Annotated in this window: 23 protein-coding genes; 17 read left to right on the top strand and 6 right to left on the bottom strand. The window is 38.0% G+C overall.

Annotated elements, in window-relative coordinates; all coding sequences use genetic code 11:
- Positions 1-42: 42 nt before the first annotated feature.
- On the top strand, positions 43-309 hold the full coding sequence (locus CRO56_RS16235; RefSeq protein ID WP_097159683.1) for a phosphocarrier protein HPr: 267 nt from the start codon (positions 43-45) through the stop codon (positions 307-309).
- The gene (gene ptsP / locus CRO56_RS16230) at positions 309-2027 is read left to right on the top strand and encodes a phosphoenolpyruvate--protein phosphotransferase (RefSeq protein WP_097159682.1); all 1719 of its coding nucleotides are present in this window, start codon (positions 309-311) and stop codon (positions 2025-2027) included. Before CRO56_RS16235 ends, ptsP begins: the two co-directional genes overlap by 1 nt.
- 486 nt (positions 2028-2513) lie before the next feature.
- On the opposite strand, the gene CRO56_RS16225 is transcribed toward ptsP, so the two are convergent.
- The gene (locus tag CRO56_RS16225) at positions 2514-3191 is read right to left on the bottom strand and encodes a GNAT family N-acetyltransferase (protein WP_097159681.1); all 678 of its coding nucleotides are present in this window, start codon (positions 3189-3191) and stop codon (positions 2514-2516) included.
- Positions 3192-3310: 119 nt separating this feature from the next.
- Here CRO56_RS16225 and CRO56_RS16220 point away from each other — a divergent pair, with 119 nt between their 5' ends.
- Positions 3311-4174, top strand: coding sequence for an NAD(P)-dependent oxidoreductase (locus CRO56_RS16220; protein WP_097159680.1), 864 nt, complete (start codon positions 3311-3313; stop codon positions 4172-4174).
- 71 nt (positions 4175-4245) lie between these two features.
- Positions 4246-4422 (top strand): hypothetical protein, encoded by a 177-nt coding sequence (locus tag CRO56_RS22945; RefSeq protein ID WP_179714307.1) that lies wholly within the window; start codon positions 4246-4248, stop codon positions 4420-4422.
- A gap of 41 nt (positions 4423-4463) precedes the next feature.
- Here CRO56_RS22945 and CRO56_RS16215 read toward each other — a convergent pair whose 3' ends face one another.
- Positions 4464-5615, bottom strand: a complete 1152-nt coding sequence (locus CRO56_RS16215; RefSeq protein ID WP_097159679.1) for an aminotransferase A — start codon at positions 5613-5615, stop codon at positions 4464-4466.
- Between the two features lie 190 nt (positions 5616-5805).
- On the opposite strand from CRO56_RS16215, the gene CRO56_RS22940 reads away from it, so the two are divergent.
- Together CRO56_RS22940 and CRO56_RS16210 are read left to right on the top strand one after the other, a co-directional pair.
- Entirely contained in the window at positions 5806-5955 is a 150-nt protein-coding gene (locus CRO56_RS22940) for a hypothetical protein (protein WP_179714306.1), read from the top strand.
- Positions 5956-6018: 63 nt separating this feature from the next.
- Entirely contained in the window at positions 6019-6474 is a 456-nt protein-coding gene (locus CRO56_RS16210) for a chemotaxis protein CheW (RefSeq protein WP_097159678.1), read from the top strand.
- 39 nt (positions 6475-6513) lie between these two features.
- On the opposite strand, the gene CRO56_RS16205 is transcribed toward CRO56_RS16210, so the two are convergent.
- Positions 6514-6999: a YkyB family protein gene (locus CRO56_RS16205; protein ID WP_097159677.1), complete on the bottom strand. Its 486-nt coding sequence runs from the start codon at positions 6997-6999 to the stop codon at positions 6514-6516.
- Between the two features lie 201 nt (positions 7000-7200).
- The gene (locus CRO56_RS16200; protein WP_179714305.1) at positions 7201-7461 is read right to left on the bottom strand and encodes a hypothetical protein; all 261 of its coding nucleotides are present in this window, start codon (positions 7459-7461) and stop codon (positions 7201-7203) included.
- A gap of 115 nt (positions 7462-7576) precedes the next feature.
- Here CRO56_RS16200 and CRO56_RS16195 point away from each other — a divergent pair, with 115 nt between their 5' ends.
- Complete coding sequence (locus tag CRO56_RS16195; protein ID WP_097159676.1) at positions 7577-7954, top strand: fluoride efflux transporter FluC; 378 nt, start codon at positions 7577-7579, stop codon at positions 7952-7954.
- A complete protein-coding gene (locus tag CRO56_RS16190; protein ID WP_097159675.1) occupies positions 7944-8297 on the top strand; it encodes a fluoride efflux transporter FluC in 354 nt (117 codons plus the stop codon). The genes CRO56_RS16195 and CRO56_RS16190 overlap by 11 nt, the downstream gene beginning before the upstream one ends.
- 65 nt (positions 8298-8362) lie before the next feature.
- Here the strand turns inward: CRO56_RS16190 and CRO56_RS16185 are convergent, their stop codons facing one another.
- Entirely contained in the window at positions 8363-9229 is an 867-nt protein-coding gene (locus tag CRO56_RS16185) for a metallophosphoesterase (RefSeq protein WP_097159674.1), read from the bottom strand.
- A 246-nt stretch (positions 9230-9475) separates the two neighbouring features.
- On the opposite strand from CRO56_RS16185, the gene CRO56_RS16180 reads away from it, so the two are divergent.
- The gene (locus CRO56_RS16180; protein WP_097159673.1) at positions 9476-9700 is read left to right on the top strand and encodes a hypothetical protein; all 225 of its coding nucleotides are present in this window, start codon (positions 9476-9478) and stop codon (positions 9698-9700) included.
- Positions 9701-9709: 9 nt separating this feature from the next.
- Here CRO56_RS16180 and CRO56_RS16175 read toward each other — a convergent pair whose 3' ends face one another.
- Positions 9710-10441: a C39 family peptidase gene (locus CRO56_RS16175; RefSeq protein WP_097159672.1), complete on the bottom strand. Its 732-nt coding sequence runs from the start codon at positions 10439-10441 to the stop codon at positions 9710-9712.
- A gap of 100 nt (positions 10442-10541) precedes the next feature.
- Between CRO56_RS16175 and CRO56_RS16170 the strand changes: the two genes are divergently transcribed.
- From CRO56_RS16170 to CRO56_RS16135, 8 genes are all read left to right on the top strand, one after another.
- The gene (locus CRO56_RS16170) at positions 10542-11762 is read left to right on the top strand and encodes an EAL domain-containing protein (RefSeq protein ID WP_179714304.1); all 1221 of its coding nucleotides are present in this window, start codon (positions 10542-10544) and stop codon (positions 11760-11762) included.
- A gap of 135 nt (positions 11763-11897) precedes the next feature.
- On the top strand, positions 11898-12137 hold the full coding sequence (locus tag CRO56_RS16165; RefSeq protein WP_097159670.1) for a hypothetical protein: 240 nt from the start codon (positions 11898-11900) through the stop codon (positions 12135-12137).
- Positions 12138-12338: 201 nt separating this feature from the next.
- Positions 12339-12977 (top strand): DUF3993 domain-containing protein, encoded by a 639-nt coding sequence (locus CRO56_RS16160; RefSeq protein ID WP_097159669.1) that lies wholly within the window; start codon positions 12339-12341, stop codon positions 12975-12977.
- Positions 12978-13220: 243 nt separating this feature from the next.
- Positions 13221-13667, top strand: coding sequence for a cyclic-di-AMP-binding protein CbpB (gene cbpB / locus CRO56_RS16155; RefSeq protein WP_097159851.1), 447 nt, complete (start codon positions 13221-13223; stop codon positions 13665-13667).
- 74 nt (positions 13668-13741) lie between these two features.
- On the top strand, positions 13742-14599 hold the full coding sequence (locus CRO56_RS16150) for a transcriptional regulator CcpC (protein WP_097159668.1): 858 nt from the start codon (positions 13742-13744) through the stop codon (positions 14597-14599).
- Positions 14600-14660: 61 nt separating this feature from the next.
- Positions 14661-15371, top strand: coding sequence for a 2,3,4,5-tetrahydropyridine-2,6-dicarboxylate N-acetyltransferase (gene dapD / locus CRO56_RS16145; protein ID WP_097159667.1), 711 nt, complete (start codon positions 14661-14663; stop codon positions 15369-15371).
- A 67-nt stretch (positions 15372-15438) separates the two neighbouring features.
- Positions 15439-16569 (top strand): N-acetyldiaminopimelate deacetylase, encoded by a 1131-nt coding sequence (locus tag CRO56_RS16140; RefSeq protein WP_097159666.1) that lies wholly within the window; start codon positions 15439-15441, stop codon positions 16567-16569.
- A gap of 512 nt (positions 16570-17081) precedes the next feature.
- Positions 17082-18836, top strand: coding sequence for an ABC transporter ATP-binding protein (locus tag CRO56_RS16135; protein ID WP_097159665.1), 1755 nt, complete (start codon positions 17082-17084; stop codon positions 18834-18836).
- The last annotated feature ends 57 nt before the right edge of the window (positions 18837-18893 follow it).

The raw sequence follows: 18893 nt of genomic DNA, 5'->3' as shown, positions 1-18893 counted from the left end.
ATAATTTAAGGGATGACACTTTTTAAAGGAGAATGATGAAATATGGTAGAAAAAACATTTACAATTGTAGCAGATACAGGTCTGCACGCAAGACCAGCTACTCTTTTAGTTCAAGCTGCAAGTAAATTTGATTCCGAAATTCAACTTGAGTATAAAGGCAAAAAAGTTAATTTAAAATCAATTATGGGTGTTATGTCATTAGGTGTAGGTAAAGGTGCAGCCATCACAATTAGTGCTGAAGGAAACGACGAGCAAGAGGCGATTAATTCGCTTGAAGATACTCTTAAAAAAGAGGGACTAGCTGAATAATGCCAAATATTTTAAAAGGAATTGCAGCATCTAGCGGTATTGCGATTGCGAAAGCATACAGATTAGTAGAACCAAATTTGGATATTACCAAGAAAACCATCCAAGACACCCATGAAGAAATTGAACGTTTTCAACGTTCTATTGAGCAATCGACCGCTGAGCTTGAAACGCTTAAAAACAATACGCTTGAAAAATTAGGTGCAGATAAAGCTGCTATTTTTGAAGCTCATCTTTTAGTTGCCAATGACCCGGAATTTCTGGGGCCAGTAAGAGAAAAGATTGAGGCGGAAATGGTTAATGCCGAATTTGCACTAAAAGAAGTTTCCTCTATGTTTGTTGCCATGTTTGAACAAATGGAAAATGAATATATGAGGGAGCGGGCCAGTGACATTAAAGATGTAACAAAAAGGATTCTGGCGCACTTACTTGGAGTGAACCTGCCTACCCCAAGTTTAATTGCAGAAGAAGTAATTGTGATTGCGGAAGACTTAACTCCTTCAGATACGGCGCAGTTAAATAAGCAATTTGTAAAAGGCTTTGCTACTGATATAGGCGGGCGTACCTCACACTCTGCGATTATGGCCCGTTCCTTAGAAATTCCTGCTGTTGTCGGAACGAAGGAAATTTCCAAAACCGTAGAGAATGGAACCATTGTCATTGTTGATGGTTTAAATGGAGAAGTCTACATAGACCCGACTCCTGAGGTTATTGAAAAATATAAACGCGATCAAGAAGCATATGATAAGCAAAAGCAAGAGTGGGCCAAGCTCGTTAACGAGAAAACCGTGACTGCAGACGGGCATCATGTCGAACTGGCTGCGAATATTGGAACGCCAGCAGATTTAAAAGGTGCTCATGCGAATGGGGCAGAAGGAATCGGTTTATATCGGACTGAGTTTCTCTATATGGGCCGGGATGAACTTCCTAGTGAGGATGAACAATTCGAAGCTTACAAGACCGTTTTAGAAGGAATGGAAGGTAAGCCAGTTGTTGTCCGGACTTTAGATATTGGCGGGGATAAGGAGCTGCCTTATTTAAATCTCCCGAAAGAAATGAACCCATTTCTTGGCTATAGAGCGATTCGGCTCTGTTTAGAGGAGCAAGATATATTCCGGACTCAGCTTAGGGCTCTCTTAAAAGCAAGCCCATACGGGAACTTGAAAATCATGTTTCCAATGATTGCAACGATTGATGAATTCCGTCAAGCCAAGTCCATCTTAGAAGATGAAAGATTGAAGCTGGTCCAAGAGGGAATTGAAGTAGCCGACAACATAGAAATGGGTATTATGGTTGAGATTCCATCCACTGCAGTCTTAGCTGACCAGTTTGCCAAAGAAGTGGATTTCTTTAGCATTGGCACTAATGATTTAATACAGTATACAATGGCCGCAGACCGAATGAATGAGAGAGTATCCTACCTCTATCAGCCGTACAATCCGTCTATTCTTAGATTGATTAAAATGGTGATTGATGCAGCTCACGGAAATGGTAAATGGGCAGGCATGTGCGGCGAAATGGCTGGAGACGAAAAGGCTATTCTCATCTTACTTGGTTTAGGATTAGATGAATTTTCTATGAGTGCTACTTCGATACTGAAGGCGCGGTCACTAATCAAAAAACTATCGGTCGATGATATGAAGCAATTAGCTGATAAAGTTATCCAAATGTCCTCGTATGAAGAGGTAAAACAAGAAATCGAGCGAGTTATCAGTTTGTAATCAAAATGTAATCGGAATAAGGTTTCCTTTGTAACAAATGGGGGATAGAATAATAAACACAAGGATAAAGTTGCTTATATTTTCTCATTCCCCCCTTTTTGAAAAGCCGGCTGTTTAGCCGGCTTTTGTTTTTCATTAGGAAAGTAACAAATTTATGCAAAAAAACGGACCGACACACTATAATGTCAGGAATCGTCAGTTTTGACACAATAATAACGGAACCTCATGTCAGATAGAAAGCTGTAGCTGCTCCACGAATGATAAAAGCGGACATACGATCCGTTATTTCCTCAAAAACCCCGGTTCTGATGTTACTAAAGGACATACAATCCGTTATTTAAGGAAAATCAGCAAAAAATCTGTGTGATTTAGCAAAATAACGGAACCAATGTCCTATAACTTCAGAAATCGCCCTTTTTTACACAAATAGCGGAACTGATGTCCGTAAAAAACTGATAATTCCAGTACGGCTGGCGTTGATTATTATTATCTTTGGTCTGAATAAAATGGATTCTTCCACTCCATTAATAATCCATAGTTATGGGACTCTTCGTCTTCGAGATAGTTTTTAACGATATGAATCGGCATCCTTCCGCACCGAAGCAAAAAGGATATGACGGGATCGAAAACTTCTCCTGCTACCACCTTTTCAACATATTCTTCAATCGTTAATGCATCAGCATACCGGTGAAAATAAGGAAGACGACCTCCCCCAAGTAAACGTTCCAGATTTAATTGAATTACCGTTTCATACATTGCATGCATGAGCCATTTCCCGAGTCCAAATTTACGGTAGGAAGGGCGAACACATATATCAACTACATACAGTGTTTTTCCGTTTGGATTATGATTTGCAATATATCCATTATCTGTTGCCTCAGACCACGTATGATCAGGTTCATTTGGATCAAAATCCGTAAGAAGTCCAGTCATCGAACCTACAATAATGCCGTCTATTTCTACGCAAAGTGCACCATCAGGGAATAAATGAATATGGTTATGCAATTGATCGTGATCCCACCAAAGCTCAGAAGGAAAAGGTGGCGGAAAGGCCTCTCTCTGTACATCGATTAATCCTTCAAAATCCTTTTTCTCGTATGTTCTAATTACAGCTTTTTTATTTTCGCTGCCATTCCATACGAAAAGTTCTTTCCTATATGCCATCAAAAAACACCTCCATAACTAATGATCAGGCTGGCTGATATGATAAGATAAAGTTGTCTTATCATATTTTCGCAAAATTTTTATTAAATCACCAGAAAAATTATGAAAAGAGGGATTCCATGAGAAGGATTGGATTTATTGGTTTAGGAGTTATGGGCCAAAGTATGGCTAAGCGCTTGCTAAACAAATACGGGGAACTATTTATTTATACAAGATCAAAAAATAAAGCGGAAGCATTAATTGAAAAAGGAGCTGCCTGGTGTACTTCTCCTAAGGAGGTTGCGAACCAAAGTCAGCTTATAATCACTATGGTGGGATATCCGCATGACGTAGAAGAAGTTTACCTCGGTGAAGAAGGTCTGATTCGGTATGCCCAACCAGGAACCATTTTTATTGATATGACTACATCAAAGCCAGAACTTGCCGAGCGGATTTATCAAGCAGCCAAAGATTCTGACCATACCTCATTAGATGCGCCGGTTACTGGCGGGGATATTGGGGCAAAAGAAGGAACCCTTTCTATCATGGCAGGCGGAGATAAAGCTGCTTTTGACGAGGCCTTACCAGTCTTACAAACCATGGGACAAAATATTGTGTATCAAGGGGAAGCAGGCAGCGGGCAGCATACAAAAATGTGCAACCAAATTGCAATTGCCACGAATATGATAGGGGTGTGTGAAGCAATAGTGTACGGTCAAAAGGCAGGACTAAACCCTGAGCAAGTCTTAAAAAGTATATCTGGTGGAGCAGCGGGAAGCTGGTCATTATCAAATCTCGCGCCAAGAATATTAGCCAATAATTTTGAACCGGGTTTTTATATTAAACACTTTATTAAGGATATGGGAATTGCACTTGAGGAAGCGAAACGAATGGAACTGGCCTTGCCAGGACTATCTTTAGCGCGCGATATGTACCAGTCGTTAGCGCAAAAGGGCTACAGTGACAAAGGCACACAAGCCTTATATAAATATTGGAGTGAATAATAAGAACCACTTTTTTGGCAGGTATAACGTAATATTCTCTCCGCAAACTAGTTGTTAGGAGGGATTTGCAAATGGCCAAACGAAATAAAAAAGACGATCCAGGGCAAAAAAATAAACAGGGATTTAATGCAGCTGTCAGTGATACTGAATTTGGCAAGGAAATGGGCAGTGCAGAGGCAAATAAGCTGCACAGGGAAAAAGCTAAAAAGATAAGAGAAGCTGAACGCAGAAATGGGGAATTGTCATAAAAAAAGGGAGCACAGAAACCTGCTCCCTTTAAATTTGAAATTTAATTATTCCCAAAGCCAGCGAGATAGGCACGAATACCATTTAAACCTTTTTCAAGCTGTTGCATGGAACAGGAGTATGACATTCGGAAATAGCCTTCGCCTAAGGAAGAAAAGGCATCACCGGGTACAACGGCAATTCGTTGTTCACGAAGCAGGTTAGTCGCAAATTGGAATGAAGGCTCCCCTGTAGGGATCGGAACAAAAAAATAAAATGCTCCGTCAGGCAATACGACATCAATCCCCATCTTCGTTAACTCCTGATAACAATAGTCTCTTCTATTCTGATATTCTTCTCTCATAGGCAGAGCATCGTTTATCCCATTTGTTAAAGCCTCGAGAGCTGCCATTTGGGAGATTGAGGTTGCACAGCTTACATTATATTGATGGACTTTTAACATATTCTGGACAACTTTTTCCGGACCAAACAAAAGGCCAATTCTCCAGCCAGTCATGGCGTGTGATTTAGACAGTCCGTTGATAAGAATTGTTTGTTCTTTTAGAAATTGTGCAATCGATACATGGGTGCGTCCATAAGTTAACTCGCTGTAAATCTCGTCAGCAATTACAAAAATATTTTTTTCTTTAACTAATGAGGCAATTGCTGTTAATTCATCCGCTTCCAAGCTAACACCTGTTGGATTGGAAGGGTAAGGCAGGATAATACATTTTGTTTGTTCTGTTATGTATTTTTCAACTATATCCGCTGTAAGTTTAAAGCCATTTTGCCTTACGTCTGCATAAATAGGGATACCGCCGCTTAATTGGATCAGCGGTTCATAGCCAGGATATACAGGCCCTGGTAAAATGACCTCATCCCCTTTACTTAAAATCGTACGCAAGGCTATATCAATTGCTTCACTTGCACCTACTGTAACAATAACTTCGTTTTCATTATATTGAAGCTTATATTTCTCTTTAACAAAGTGACAAGCTGCTTTTCTTACATCTATTCGGCCTGCATTATGAGTGTACGTTGTTATATTTTCCTGAATCGCACGGATGGCTGCCTCTTTTACATGATCAGGGGTAGGAAAATCAGGTACCCCAATCGTTAACGAAACGACATGATCATATTCAGCCACCAGATTAAAAAACTTTCGGATTCCAGATATTTGTATGTTCTTTACATTCTCATTTAACAGTGATTCCAATGATGAACATCCTTCCATATGGATCTATTGTTAATTCATTTTACTTAATTTCAGCAGCGTTGTCATTGTTTTGGTTAATCCCTTAGATATTTTTTATAAATAAGACTTACACATTCTCTATTTAAAAACATGGATAATTCTTTTATAAAAGGAAATGATAGATTAATAAAAAGGAGTTGTTTTTTTAAATATGGTCAAAGAAAAAGAAGAAAGTTTTAAACTGAGTTACGAATCTGATGGCGAGATGGGGAAACAGCAAAAAATGAATAAAGAAACTCAATTAAAGCATAAAAAAAATAAAGACAAATTTTATTTTAATGTAACGCAAAATAGTGAATAACCCTATGAGATCCTTCCTATTTCGTGATATAGTAAAGGTAATAAATGGGGAGGAAAGAAAAGAATGGCACAATCGATTTTGACAAGTGATGCTGTTAAAACAATAGAAATTGTTGAATTTAAAGTCGGGAAAAAAATATTAGGTGTTACAATTGACGCCGTTCAAGAAATAATTCATAGTACACCCGTTACATCGATTCCTTTGGCACATCCATTTATAAAAGGGATGGCCGCCGTTCGGGGAGACGTGCTAAATGTTTTAAATCTTGAGGAGGTTATAGACGAAACCTCTCATTTTAACGCAAAACAAGAAAAAATGATCGTCCTGCAATGTCTCAATTACCATTTCGTTATTCACGTCGATGAGGTAACTGAAATTAAAATTGTAAATAAGGAAGATTTTAGAATATCGCAAGCTTCTTACATGCAATATGAAATCGAGACAGATCAGGGACTATTGTATATTTTAGATTTGGAAGAAATTTTAAATGTGATACAATCTGACAGGGGTATTAGATAAGGAAAACAAAACCGGAAAAGACATAAAGTCCATTCCGGTTTATTTTTTTCGCCAAACAGGACCATATGACTCACCTAGTCTTTTAAAAACAGGCTTTTGATAGCCTTTCGATGCTTTATGAGATGCTGCAGCTGTGTTTTCCTTAATGCCGGTATAGGATTGGAGAACCTTTTTAGCCGTATTTAATGACATATGAACTTTAGGATTTCTTATAGAGGAATTTAACTCACCTAAATGAGGTAAAGTCTGAAAGTCTTCTTTGGATGGAGGAATATGAAAAGTAAATTCATTGCATTCAACGAGGACATCCGATTGCTGCCTGCTGTATTTAGGATTATTTGAAAAATGCAGGCCAATTTTCTGAGCTTTTCCTTCTTTTATTAATTTGACTAAGGCTTCTTGTTTTAATTTGTATAAATATTTATTATTAGTAGCTGTTTTAGCGTGTCGGTTCACAGTAAAAATAGCCTTCGCAATCGTATTAGGGGTTAATGTGAACGGTTTCGACTCAGTAGACCTTTGCAAGCGTTTATTCTCCTTTCTTCTAGTTGAACATGTCTTTATCTATCATAATTATATAGTCTAATTTTATTATACAGAGATTCCTGTTTAATGCAAAGGCAGATTTGCCTTCTTAAGTTTATAATAAATAGAGGCCATCCCATTTTTAAAACAGTGAATGGTGATGGACCCTATATAGATTCCTTTTTGGATAATCATTGATCGTTAAGAATAGATATTGATCGTTTCCTGAACGGGATAGCCTCCTACACCTCCGTAGTAAGGACCATACGCCGGGTAAGGAGCAGGATATGGCGGATAAGGATACGGCGGATAATAGGGACGATAAAAAAATGGAGCAACGGCCAAACCGGCAAGCCCTCCTAAAACAAAAGGGAAAAATGGAAAAAAACGGGTGTCATGCTGTCCTCGGGTTAATGGATTATAACTAAGCTGCGGATACATATAACTGTAGACAGAATGCATGTATTCTACCTCCTCTCTTTCAAGTCAGAATCTTACTTTAGTGTATGGAGTAAGGGGTAAGTCGCGCCTGTCCCAAATTAATACGGGCTATCGTCCCAAAAGGAGGATATTATAATTGGTTCGAACAATAGTGGTCGGCTTTGGCGGTGGAGTGGGAGCATTAACACGATTTATATTCCTAGATCCTTCAACAGTATTTCCCTATTCCACTTTGCTGATTAATGTCAGTGGTTCTTTTTTGATTACTTTGTTTACTTATTTATGGCTTGAGCGGGAATTGCTTAAAGGCCTATTGGTAACTGGATTTTGCGGGGGATTTACGACCATGTCTACCTTTTCAAGTGAAGTAGCTGTTCTTTTCAATTTAAATATTTGGGTGGCTTGTCTCTATATTTTGTTATCTGTCGGATTAGGAGTAACCGGTGCTGTAGCAGGAGAGAAAGCAGCCCGACTGGTAAAAAAGCGAAAAAGGAGCAGTCCTTATGTCTCCTAGTCTTTTATTGCTCATTTTTTTAGGAGGGTTTATAGGTGCTGTCATAAGAGATTGGGTGATTCATTTATGGCGAAAGCGGTCAAACAGATTCTGGGGGACATGCTTTGTTAATATCACTGGCTCTTTCCTGCTTGGCTTTTGCAGTCAAGCTATTGATTCATCTAGTCCATTATTTCTATTGATTATTGGTACGGGGCTCATTGGTTCCTATACAACGTTTTCAACGTATAGTGCAGATGCTTTTATGTTGTGGAGGAGAAGTAAACTCTGCTTTTTTATCTATGCAGCAGGAACAGTCATTTTGAGTATAATCTTTTTTTGGATTGGGACATTAATCAGTTAAAACCGGCAGGGGACTTCCAGTAAAATAGAGCAATGGTTAAGCTTCTGGCTAACCATTGCTCATGTTTAATCACTTTCAAGTGTGAACATTGTGATTTCAGGGCGGGATAAAAAACGAAAGGGGAGTCTCGTTGTCCCTAATCCTCGATTGACATAAAGAGTAAGGGGCTGATCATGATTAATCTCATAAAATCCGTCATAATATTTTTCCCCGAACGGTGGTTTCACTAACGCACCTAAGAAAGGAATTTGTACCTGACCTCCGTGACTATGGCCGCTTAATTGAAAGTCAAACCCAAATGATGATGCGATATCAGCTAAGTCAGGTGCGTGCGATAAAAGCAGTTTAAACGGATTGCCGCTCATTTTATTGGCAATTGCCTGAAAATCAGGTGAGCCTAACATGGCATCATCAAGTCCAGCAAGATAAAATATGTCTGAATTCCTGGCAACTGTGATTACCTCATTTTGTAAAAGCGTAAAACCAGAAAGCTTCATAATTTGGCCGTAAAGGTTTGTTCCATAGCCACCGTGATCATGATTGCCATACACAGCATATTTCCCTAGAGGAGCAGATAATGATTGAAGAATGGGAATAATTTGATCTGGATAGGGATAGTTTTGCGGCTCATCCATCAAATCCCCTGTAAACACAATGATATCTGGTTTTAAAACCTTAATTTTATCTACAATAAGGGTAAGATCTGATAGGTCATAGTGGAAACCCAGATGAGTATCGCTGAATTGCAGAATTCTAATTCCGGCTAACCCCGGTGAAATCGTTTGTTTTTTAATCGTATATGAATTTATTTCTAGCCAAAAAGGCTCCAAATGTTTAGCATAATAATAACCTCCAGAAACGGAGGCAATAAAAGCGCCAATGGTTTTAAACCCTCGTGTTAAAAAGCTCCTTCTTGAAATCTTTTTCTTCATGATAATCCCAACCTGAAATTCTTTTATTATGGATCTATTTCAAAAAAACTGCTGGAAAGACGATAATAGATTAAAAGCTGTCCTTCCTATATCACTAAATACTATCAGAGTCTAAAGAAAATGGAAATTGTCATTATTATCCTGTCTATAAAATACAAATCGGGATTGCTAAAACTTTGACAAAAAGGTCTAATTTCCTTTACAGTTTGTATAACTGCTATTTTAATAGCTTTAGGGGGAGCCAAAATGAAGTCTCAAGCTAAAATGGAAGTGCTTGTCTTACCTAATGTTAATGGAACTATTAAAGTATGGATATATGGCTACCAAAGAGCTGGCGATTTTGGCAAAGCAATTGCCGTTTATGGCAATACAGTTGTCACTGCCAAAGGATATAACCGAAAAAAAACGATTGTCAGATCCTTAACGAAATTAAATCAATTGTTAATAGATCAGGAAAACGGTCTATCATAAAGCCGTCAGCTACTCATGGTAACTGACGGCTCTTTTTTCTAATGCATCCCAGGATTGAATAAATTGCTCTTTATCTACTTTTGCTTGTTTGACTCCGCTAAGGGGGTCATTCAGATACACATATTCTTGATCATAGCCGACTAATACAACTACATGAAGATCTAATGGTGTTTTAATCGTTTTTCCTTGATGTTCCCAAGATTCCCATCTATTTGGCAGTTTATAATCTCCTGTTGTCCAAATTACAATAGGAAAGCCTTTTCCTACATGTGTTAATAAAGAGGAAAAGGGCTGGTTCGTAAAATTAATGGCTTTTCCGTCTAAATATTGATTAACGAGATCTTCAATAGGCTGATCAAAAACAGCATACCCCTTCTTTTTTCCTGTCATATCTCCTACAAAACCGTCTGCAGGATTACCCCAGCTGATAATATTGCCGTTTCTCTCAACTAACGGGTCTGGGTCTTTTTTAACTTGCTTATATAGCTCCATTTTATTTACAGGAACCCCGGCATATTGGAGTAACATAGCTGTACTAGTCACTTCACATCCGAATTTCAATTCTGGGTTTTGTTTGATTAATGGGACATCCACCATCATTTCTTTTTTAACTTCTTCTTGTTGGACTAATTTTTTTGGTTCATAATTTATTTTATAAGGTGAAGCTTGATAATGATTGGATTCAGTTTGCTGACATCCAATAAGCGGGAAAAACATGAATAAGAAGATCAGCCGCTTCATATAGGTAAGACCTCCCTCTTAATACCGCTTATATTTAGAATGGTCTGAGACGAATGAATCCATGTTGAATAAGATTTGGAAGAAAAGGGTGATCCATCGGATGAATATTGACCCACTTGACATCATTTCAAATATGAATCATTTACTTCCTTTTTATGAACCTTTTTTTAGTGCTGAAGATCTGCAAATTGTCGGTTATGAAGTGATGGGAAAATTTAGAGAAGAGCATACAGATGGAGATCTGGATTCTTTTTTTATGGATCAGCAAATTCCAGAGGAATACCGGTTAGAGGCATATGCACATTTAATCAATCGGGCATTGGATCATTTTATTCAAGCGCAGCAAGCCGGATTTTTAGCGTTTCGAATGGATCCTAATATTCTCATCTATGATGTAGAAGAAACAATAATAAAAACGATTCTTTCAAAAAAAGAAGCAGGGTTTCTGCCGTCACAAATTATTTTTGTATTGCCTGAGGAAAGTTTAAAAGGGATTGAAGGATCAATTGAACACACGGTTCAATTCATCAAAACCTTTGGCATTCGGATTGCGATTGAAAATGCTGAATCAAGCGGTGTGCGGCTAGAGCGGATAGCTCCTTTATCCCCTCATTTTATCCGGGTCCATCTGTCATCCTTAAAGTCACAATCTGGGACGATTGGCTTTGATGAAACGATCTATGCCCTAAGTTCATTTGCCCGAAAAATCGGGGCTACATTAATGTTTGATAAGATTGAAATGGAACATCAGTTAATGTTTGCCTGGAAGAATGGCGGAAGGTATTATCAAGGACCGTTATTAGCGAAGTCTTCAGCAGTATTTGAAAAAAAAGATAAAAGTAAAGAGCTGCTAAAAAAGGAATTATCCCGGTTTATGTCGTTCGAGAAGAAAAAGCTCGAGGCATTAAAAGCCCTGGAAACGATGCTTTTTGAGGATTTAAATGGTCTGCTGGATAAATATAAGCATAACCATGCATTTGAAGAGCTGATCTTAGAAGCCGCAAAAATTTTAAAGGATCGTGCCTTTAGATTATACGTATGTGATGATGATGGCTATCAGCTATCATCCAATTTACTTAGACAAGGTGATCAGTGGATCAACCAAAAGGAGTATCTTCAAAAAAATTGGAGCTGGAGACCTTATTTTCTTGAGAATGTATTTAAAATGAGCCGATCCAAACAGGGGTTATTGTCCGACCTGTATAGTGATATTGAAACAGGTGAATGGATCCGGACCTTCTCTATCCCTATCACCAATCGTTTCTTTTTATTTATTGACTTGTCCTATTCATTCCTTTTTGAAGAGGAAAATTTACTTTAAACTGCCAAAAATTAAACGGGGTAATGAAACCGTTGTGGTGGAAAGGTAAGTTTAAAGAAATAATTCCGTTTTAATCACTGGGAAATGCTGAAACACGTTCGCAAATGATTCCCCATTTTTAGGAGGAATGAAAACATGTCAAGTTTTATGATGATCTTAACAATAGGAGCAGTAGTCATTTCTATTTTTTCATTGGTCTATACGTATTACGCTGCTAAACAACAGAGAGTTATTAGGGGAGAGATAGACACTAAAATCGATGAAGATGTTCAGGATCATCCTTATTTGAGAAATCCTGTTTTCTTAGCATATATTATTTTTGGCGTCTTAGTTTTGCTTTTCATTTTTTATTTTACCTTTCAATTTTATAGATAAAATCAATCCCTCGTCTTGTACCTGCGAGGGATTTTATATTGGAAAGCTCTACATATTTCAACATTTTCCAATGAAGCTTTAGAACAGAAAGGGGAATTTTTGTAAGAAATTAGCGTGATTTCACGAACGATTACTTATCAATCACACCTTGGCAATTGATACAATTTGGATACAACCTTTTAGGGAGATGATCAATCCAAAATGAAGAAAATAACAGGACTTTTTATTATCGCCTTATTTATGATAATCATTAACCTAGAAGTAAAGGCAGAAGAATCGCTTAACAAAGGACAAGCAATCACTCTTGTACAAAATACATTTCAAGCTCAAGTCTCTTTATCTGAAAAACCCAGGACAATTGAAGAGATATTTTCAATTTTAAGTCCATATGTTACTTCAGATTTCAGGCAGTCCTTTCTGGAAGCAAATTTAGTCTATACAGATGGTAAGTATCAAACGTATGGGTCGGATTTTGCCCCTTATTATATTCCCTTTTTTAAATATGAAGAAAATACAAAATTTACGCTAACTGGAGATAAAGGATACATATATGAGGATTTTCCGGCAAATGGAGATGGCCCTGTACGGTATCAGGAAGGGGTCCGTGGAGTTGAGCTTCTATTAACAGACGAAGGATGGAAAGTTCATAAAATTTTGTCCCCTGATGAAATGAGACCTATTATTGAAACGTTAACGAATAAAGTTAAAGATATTCCTAACTTTAACTTTGAAAGCATTTATCTTACGGTTCATGCCCCTGCCATTGTTCCATCTGTTTATTTTGTTCCGCTTTATTATACATCGCTTTTGTTAAGTCATATAAGCGTCGGTTATCTATAACTTGAACACGTAAAATTTTTTGATTCGTATAAGTGATCACCTCTCGAAAAAACATCGAAAGAGGTGATTATTGTTATCTTAACCTCTAAAACGTCTGCTCGAGAAAAAATAGATTAGGATCTGACTGCTCAGCCCTTATTTTTGCAATGTACGTGATAAAAAGGGATGAGTTTGGAGAAGAAAAAAAGCGAAGATTATGTTACACTGTTTGTTGAAGACATTAAAAGTGGGGAGTCATGCGAAATGATCAGTCTTCATAGCAGTGAATTTTCAAAGAATACGTTAGATCAGTTATTAATACCAGCGGAGCGTGTTGCTCACGTTCAGATTGGCAATAGCCTTGAACATGCCTTACTTGTTTTAACAAAAACCGGTTACACAGCAGTTCCGGTATTAGATGCAGCCTATAAATTACATGGACTTATCAGCACCCCTCTCATACTAGATCACATTACCGGTATTGAAAGAATTCAATTTGAACACTTAGATCAGTCGAAAGTTGAACATGTCATGAAAAAAGAAATTCCTCGTATTCATACAAATGGCCACTTTCAAAAAGCACTCTCCTTGTTAGTTGATCATCCTTTTATATGCGTCGAGGATCAAGATGGTTTTTTTATAGGTATTATTACAAGAAGAGCCTTACTAAAACAGCTTCAGAAAAATATACGGCTAATTAACGAAACCTGACAAATGGCTCCGGCAAAATGGAGCCATTTTTTATTAACTGATGTCGGTTGTTTTTAAAGGGAAGGAAGAGGAATATGCATTTTTCAGATTGTAAGCTTTTAAGTGTACTGGCCCAAGAGATGAATATGAGAAAAGCAGCAGAAAAATTATTCGTTTCTCAGCCGGCTTTATCTCAGCGCCTTCAAACGATTGAAAAGGATTGGGGCGCGCAGTTATTTATAAGGTCGCAAAAAGGGTTGACGTTAACGCCAGCAGGGGAAAGAGTCATTGAATATGCCAATATGGTCATCAGACAAGAAGAAAAGGTACGTGAGGAGCTTTCCTTACTAGAGTCAAAGGTATTTGGAACTTTGAAAATTGCCTGTGCAACCATCGTAGGACAGAACTGGCTACCGCAAATCTTAAAAAGGTTCGTGACAAAATTTCCCCAAGTTAAAATTTCATTGATCACAGGCTGGAGCAGTGAAATATTAAAATCTGTTTACGATGGAGAAGTACATATTGGAATTATCAGAGGGACACCCGACTGGAAAGGAAAGAAAATGCATCTCTTTAAGGATCATTTATATTTGGTGGACAAAGAAATTCAAAGTGTAGACGAGGTGCTCGAGACAGATCGGCCTTTTATCCAGTTTAAAAGTGATTCGAACTATTATCAGGAAATTCAGGAATGGTGGCACAGACAATTTCAGTCAACTCCGAAAAGAACGATTGTTGTTGATCAAATTGAGACGTGTAAGCAAATGACTTATAATGGGATTGGCTACGCGATTTTACCGGAGATTACTTTGCAATCTCACTCAGAGGAGATTGCAAAAATTCCTCTGCTTGATGAAAATAACCATCCTTTAGGAAGAGATACATGGCTTTTAGGATATGATTCAGCGTTTGAGCTAAAACAAGTACAAGCCTTTGTCGAGATGTTAAAATAGTTGTTTGGCCAATCTTTCTTTGATAAAGTAGACCATAGCACAGAATAGGAGGAATACATAAATGAAAATGATGGATGCAAACGAAATTATATCTTTTATTCAAAATAGCAAGAAATCTACACCTGTAAAAGTATATGTAAAAGGTGCTTTAGAAGGAATCAGCTTCGGAGAGTCTTCTAAAAGCTTTATAAATGGAAATACTGGGGTTGTTTTTGGAGAATGGGCAGAAATTGAGGCAGCCATACAGTCAAATCAAGATAAAATTGAAGACTATGTGGTTGAAAACGATCGTCGTAACTCCGCGATTCCATTGCTGGATTTAAAAAATATTAAGGCACGGATTGAGCCGGGTGCGATTATTCGTGATCAGGTTGAAATTGGCGACAATGCCGTTATAATGATGGGAGCCAGCATTAATATAGGCTCTGTCATTGGCGAAGGCACTATGATTGATATGAACGTTGTACTTGGCGGAAGAGCTACCGTCGGGAAGAATTGTCATATCGGGGCAGGATCTGTTCTGGCTGGAGTAATTGAGCCGCCCTCTGCCAAGCCAGTTGTAGTTGAAGATGATGTAGTAATTGGTGCCAATGCGGTTGTGTTAGAAGGAGTCACAGTTGGAAAAGGTGCTGTAGTGGCGGCAGGGGCAATTGTCATTGAGGATGTTCCTCCGTATACAGTAGTTGCTGGTACTCCAGCGAAAGTTATTAAGAAAATTGACGAAAAAACAAAAGCAAAAACCGAAATCAAGCAGGAATTACGTCAATTGTAAGAAGGGAAGACAGCGCGAGAATTATTTCCGCGCTTCTTCTATTTTTTAAATAGGGGAAGGGACGTATATGGACCAAAATCTAGAGCGTTTTATTGCGATTAGACGAGATCTTCACCAAATTCCTGAAAAAGGATTTGAAGAATATAAAACACAAAAATACCTGCTGGACTATTTGGATGAACTTCCAACTGAACGATTAGAAATAAAGGTATGGAAAACCGGAATCTTTGTTAAAGTAAAAGGCATGAATCCTAACAAAACATATGGCTATCGGGCTGATATGGATGGTCTCCCTATGGAAGAACTGACAGGTCTTGCTTTTCTTTCTCAGCATAAGGGGATGATGCATGCCTGCGGTCATGACTTTCATATGGCGATTGGATTAGGAGTATTAACCGCTCTCGTATCAAATCCAATTCAAGATGATGTTGTATTTTTGTTTCAGCCTGCCGAAGAAGGACCTGGCGGAGCGAAACCAATGTTAGAAAGTCAAATTTTTGCAGAATGGCGTCCCGATGAGATTGTTGCTCTGCATATTGCACCGGAATACCCGGTTGGAACGATTGCTGCAAAGCCCGGGCTTTTATTTGCCAATACCTCTGAATTATTTATTGATTTAAAGGGAAAAGGGGGGCATGCTGCTTATCCTCACCATGCCAATGATATGGTGGTAGCAGCCAGTCAGCTGGTTTCTCAATTTCAGACAGTCATTTCCCGTAATGTTGACCCATTAGATAGTGCTGTTATTACAATTGGCAAAATTACCGGCGGATTCGTGCAAAATGTCATTGCCGAGGAAGCACGCCTAGAGGGCACGATTCGGACATTGTCGGAAGAATCAATGGTAAGAGTGAAACAGAGAATTGAAGCAATTGTTAAAGGAATAGAGGTAGGTTTTGATTGTTCGGCTGTGATTGATTATGGAAGCATGTATCACCAGGTTTATAATGATGAAACCTTAACGAAGGAATTCATGAACTTTGCAAAAGACCATGTCGAGGTTATTGAATGTAAAGAAGCCATGACTGGTGAAGACTTTGGCTATATAGTAAAAGAAGTGCCCGGCTTTATGTTCTGGCTCGGTGTCAATAGCGCCTATGGCTTACACCATCAAAAACTAAATCCGGATGAAGAAGCGATTGCAGTGGCTATTTCGCTGTTGACGTCCTATTTTTCATTTAAGAGTCGGGCGAATTAATGAAAAATAGCTGCTAAAGGATTAGAAGACTAGGAAAATCAGTTTGATCAACTCTAAAGGACATACAATCCGTTATTTCCATAAAATCAGTTGTTTTGCGTATACGATAGGACATACGATCCGTTATTTACCGAAAATCAGGCGAAAATCACTGTTTTTCGTCTAAATAGCGGAACCTATGTCCTATATTTTTGAAAATGGTCCCATTTGTCACAAATAGCGGAACTCATGTCCTATAATTTCCGGCCACCCCTAAATTAAAGACAACACGGTATTTTTGTTCTCCTCCAGTCCTTTCATATTTCCCCATCCAATCTCATACTTAAGATGTAGAAAAACTGCTTTCAAAGTTGGTTGTGATATCGTGTACAGATGTCAAAATAAAAAAAGGATGACCAATAATCAAAATTAGAAAAAAATTCTTGCAAAAAGGGTAGCCAAATATTTCGAAAGCCGATATATTTATATTTACGTGCAAATATTTACAGTTCATCTTGAGAGGGGGATTTACGTTGGAAATTTTTAAAAAACTAAAAGAATTTTATTGGCCCTATAAAAAACATTTTATTTTATCGATGATTTTTCTTTTTGTGCTAACAGTCATTACGGTAATCTATCCGATTATCCTTCAGCTGACCATCGACGAAGTGGTTTTAATGGGGAAATATGAATGGGTACCGTATTTGGCCATAGGGTTTATTCTAATTATGGCAATTAAGGGGATTGCTACTTATATTCATCAATATCATGGTGACCTTTTTGGAATTAAGTCGGTTTTTTCGTTGCGAAATGAATTGTATGAAAAGCTGCAATTTTTACCTTTTAAGTATTACGACAATGCAAAAACAGGGGACTTAATGTCTAGGCTAACGTCTGATGTAGAAGGCTTCAGATTTTTCCTTTCATTTGGATTTGCAGAACTTTTACGCTTCATATTACTCGTATCTGTTAGTTTTTCAGTCATGTTTTATTATTCGCCTTCTTTGACTTTCGTGACGCTTGCGACCATTCCTTTCCTTGCCTTTACGGTTTACCGCTTTGATAAAAGAGTACATCCTGCTTTTCGCGGAATTCGTAAATCAATGGGGAAACTAAATACTCGCTTACAGGAAAATATAAGCGGTATTAATACAGTTAAATCATTATCAAGAGAAGATTTTGAGATTGGTCGGTTCAATGTCTCTAACGCTGACTACAAAGATAACTATTTAATTACATCTAACATTTGGGCAAAATTCTTTCCTTTAATGGAGCTTTTAGGGAATATCAGCATTATTCTCATGCTTGGATATGGAGGCTACCTTGTTATAGATAATCAAATGCAGCTTGGGGAGCTTGTAGCTTTTTACAGTCTGCTTGGTTATATTATGTGGCCAATCATGCACCTTGGTTTTACGGTTAATATGTTTTCACAGGCAAAGGCCTCAGGAGAAAGATTGCTCGAAATTTTAGAAGCACCGAATGATATTAAAGAAATTCCCGATGCGATCCATGTCGACCGTATGAAAGGGGAAGTAGAGTTCCGCAATGTCACTTTAAAATATGCAGGGGATACTCATCCAGCCCTCTCGGACATTTCTTTAGATGCTTACCCTGGAAAAACGATTGGATTAATTGGGGCAACCGGGTCTGGTAAAACAAGTATTACTCAATTGATTACTAGATTTTATGAACCTGCTGAAGGGGAAGTGTTAGTAGACGGACGAAATGTCAACCAATACACCTTAAAGTCTTTACGTCATAATATTGGATTTGTACTGCAAGAACCTTTCCTTTTCTCTTCCAGTATCAAAGCGAATATCTCTTACGGCAGGCCGGAAGCAACAATGGAAGAGATTATGGAAGCGGCTAAGCATGCACAGGCACACGAATTTATTTCAGAATTGCCAGATGGATATGACACGATATTGGGAGAACGCGGTCTTGGCTTATCAGGCGGACAAAAACAGAGGATTTCTATTGCCCGTGCAATTTGCTTAAATCCAAGTATTCTTATTCTTGATGATGCTACAAGTGCGGTTGATATGGAAACAGAATTTGAAATTCAAAAAGCGTTAAAAGCAGTTATGAAAGAGAGAACTACTTTTATCATTGCTCATCGAATTTCTTCATTAAAACATGCAGATGAGATTCTTGTATTAGAAGAGGGAAAAGTCGTAGAAAGAGGACGGCATGAAGACCTCATTCAAAATCAAGGCCCATACAAACGCATTTATGATATTCAATATAAAGACAAAGAAGCGGTTCTTCAATCACAGACAGGGTGAGGTGACAGCAAGTTGAGTACTCAAGCAGAAAAAAATTATTCTGAAGTTAAGCAAGAT

The sequence above is a fragment of the Bacillus oleivorans genome, assembly GCF_900207585.1.
GTDB classification, from domain to species: domain Bacteria; phylum Bacillota; class Bacilli; order Bacillales; family JC228; genus Bacillus_BF; species Bacillus_BF oleivorans.
The sequence above is the reverse complement of the archived record's forward strand: the minus strand, read 5'-3'. Positions and strand labels throughout refer to the sequence as shown.

Bases quoted from the DNA above. Each gene is read 5' to 3' on its own strand.
- CRO56_RS16235 (WP_097159683.1), top strand. From the start codon at position 43: ATGGTAGAAAAAACATTTACAATTGTAGCAGATACAGGTCTGCACGCA.
- ptsP (WP_097159682.1), top strand. From the start codon at position 309: ATGCCAAATATTTTAAAAGGAATTGCAGCATCTAGCGGTATTGCGATT.
- CRO56_RS16225 (WP_097159681.1), bottom strand. From the start codon at position 3,191: ATGGCATATAGGAAAGAACTTTTCGTATGGAATGGCAGCGAAAATAAA.
- CRO56_RS16220 (WP_097159680.1), top strand. From the start codon at position 3,311: ATGAGAAGGATTGGATTTATTGGTTTAGGAGTTATGGGCCAAAGTATG.
- CRO56_RS22945 (WP_179714307.1), top strand. From the start codon at position 4,246: ATGGCCAAACGAAATAAAAAAGACGATCCAGGGCAAAAAAATAAACAG.
- CRO56_RS22940 (WP_179714306.1), top strand. From the start codon at position 5,806: ATGGTCAAAGAAAAAGAAGAAAGTTTTAAACTGAGTTACGAATCTGAT.
- CRO56_RS16210 (WP_097159678.1), top strand. From the start codon at position 6,019: ATGGCACAATCGATTTTGACAAGTGATGCTGTTAAAACAATAGAAATT.
- CRO56_RS16200 (WP_179714305.1), bottom strand. From the start codon at position 7,461: ATGCATTCTGTCTACAGTTATATGTATCCGCAGCTTAGTTATAATCCA.
- CRO56_RS16190 (WP_097159675.1), top strand. From the start codon at position 7,944: ATGTCTCCTAGTCTTTTATTGCTCATTTTTTTAGGAGGGTTTATAGGT.
- CRO56_RS16185 (WP_097159674.1), bottom strand. From the start codon at position 9,229: ATGAAGAAAAAGATTTCAAGAAGGAGCTTTTTAACACGAGGGTTTAAA.
- CRO56_RS16180 (WP_097159673.1), top strand. From the start codon at position 9,476: ATGAAGTCTCAAGCTAAAATGGAAGTGCTTGTCTTACCTAATGTTAAT.
- CRO56_RS16175 (WP_097159672.1), bottom strand. From the start codon at position 10,441: ATGAAGCGGCTGATCTTCTTATTCATGTTTTTCCCGCTTATTGGATGT.
- CRO56_RS16170 (WP_179714304.1), top strand. From the start codon at position 10,542: ATGAATATTGACCCACTTGACATCATTTCAAATATGAATCATTTACTT.
- CRO56_RS16165 (WP_097159670.1), top strand. From the start codon at position 11,898: ATGTCAAGTTTTATGATGATCTTAACAATAGGAGCAGTAGTCATTTCT.
- CRO56_RS16160 (WP_097159669.1), top strand. From the start codon at position 12,339: ATGAAGAAAATAACAGGACTTTTTATTATCGCCTTATTTATGATAATC.
- cbpB (WP_097159851.1), top strand. From the start codon at position 13,221: ATGATCAGTCTTCATAGCAGTGAATTTTCAAAGAATACGTTAGATCAG.
- CRO56_RS16150 (WP_097159668.1), top strand. From the start codon at position 13,742: ATGCATTTTTCAGATTGTAAGCTTTTAAGTGTACTGGCCCAAGAGATG.
- dapD (WP_097159667.1), top strand. From the start codon at position 14,661: ATGAAAATGATGGATGCAAACGAAATTATATCTTTTATTCAAAATAGC.
- CRO56_RS16140 (WP_097159666.1), top strand. From the start codon at position 15,439: ATGGACCAAAATCTAGAGCGTTTTATTGCGATTAGACGAGATCTTCAC.